Annotated in this window: 2 protein-coding genes; both read left to right on the top strand. The window is 58.2% G+C overall.

The window, feature by feature from the left end; genetic code table 11:
• A partial coding sequence (tnpB, locus tag HJG40_RS13390; RefSeq protein ID WP_215864660.1) for an IS66 family insertion sequence element accessory protein TnpB occupies nucleotides 1-244 on the top strand: 244 nt, incomplete at its 5' end.
• A gap of 49 nt (nucleotides 245-293) precedes the next feature.
• The coding region (gene tnpC, locus HJG40_RS13385) for an IS66 family transposase (RefSeq protein ID WP_215864659.1) at nucleotides 294-1341 on the top strand (1048 nt) is incomplete at its 3' end.

Genomic DNA, 1341 nt, shown 5'->3' with positions numbered 1-1341 from the left:
CGATCCTTTTTGCGGTCATGCTTTTGTCTTTCGCAACCGCCGGGGAGATCGCCTGAAATTGTTGCTGTGGGATGGCCTCGGTTTCTGGCTGTTGTATCGCCGCCTGGATCAGGGGCGACTGCATTGGCCCAGAGCCGATACGGGTGCCGTAGAGCTATCGGCCGCACAGTGGGCAATGCTGGTGGAGGGGCGCCCATGGACGCCGTTGCCGAGCCTGGAAAAATGCACGCCTACACTGCTGTAACTGACTGGAATTGCTTGTATAAAGACGCCATTTCTGGTACTATTTTTCCATGATTTCAACGCCTCCCATGCCCCTTCCCACCAGCCCGGAAGCTTTGCGCGATCTGGTGCTGAGCCTGCTGCAGAAGCAGGAAGAAAAAGAAGCGGAATGGGCAGAACGCGCTCGGCATATCGCCCAGCAGGAACAGGCTATTGCCCAGCGCGATGCCGCCCTTGCCCAGAAAGATCAACACATCGCCCTGCGCGATGAAACCATTGCCCGCCTGGAAAGCACCATTGCCAAGCTGCAGCGCTGGCGATTCGGGCGTCGTTCGGAAAAACTCTCTCCCGACCAGATCAGTCTCTGGGAAGAAGCGTTGGATACCGAAATCGCCGCGATGGAAAGTCTCCTCGAAACCGTTCTGGAAGAGAGCGCAGCCGTAGCTGCTGCCGGTCCAGACGGAGAAAAAAACGACGCGGTGACCGTGGTTCCCGCCCGTCCGGCACGTCGCCATCCGGGCCGTATGGCTATCCCGGCCCATCTGCCCCGGGTGGAAGTGCATCACGATCCCAAGACCTGCACCTGCGCGCAATGCGGGGGCCCACTCGAAACCGTCGGCGAAGAAATCAGCGAAAAGCTGGATTATATCCCCGGTCACTTCCAGGTGATTCGCCATATCCGCCCCAAACTGGCCTGTCGCCCTTGCGGTACTATCAAAAGCCCAGCATTGCCCGCACAAGTCATCGACAAGGGCTTGCCCACGGGCCGCACGGTAGCCCACGTGATGACAGCAAAACATGTGGATCACCTGCCTTTGTATCGGCAGGAAACTCAGTACCTGCGGGCGGGTGTGCCGATTTCCCGCGCCACCCTCTGCAGCTGGCTGGGTCGGGGAGAGTACTGGATCAGCATTATTGCTGAAGCCTGCAAAATGGCTCTGCTGGAGGGGATAATTCTGCACGCCGATGAAACGCCCTTACCGGTACTGAATCCTGGTAGTGGTAAAACGGACAAAGCCTATCTCTGGGTGTATCGCAGTCAGGCAGATGCCCCACATCCCATCGTGGTCTTTGATTATGCCCCAGACCGCAAGGGCATTCATCCGCAAAACTTCCTGG

The organism is Acidithiobacillus concretivorus (genome assembly GCF_018853445.1).
Taxonomy (GTDB): Bacteria; Pseudomonadota; Gammaproteobacteria; order Acidithiobacillales; family Acidithiobacillaceae; genus Acidithiobacillus; species Acidithiobacillus concretivorus.
This window is presented reverse-complemented; position numbering and strand designations above follow the sequence as displayed.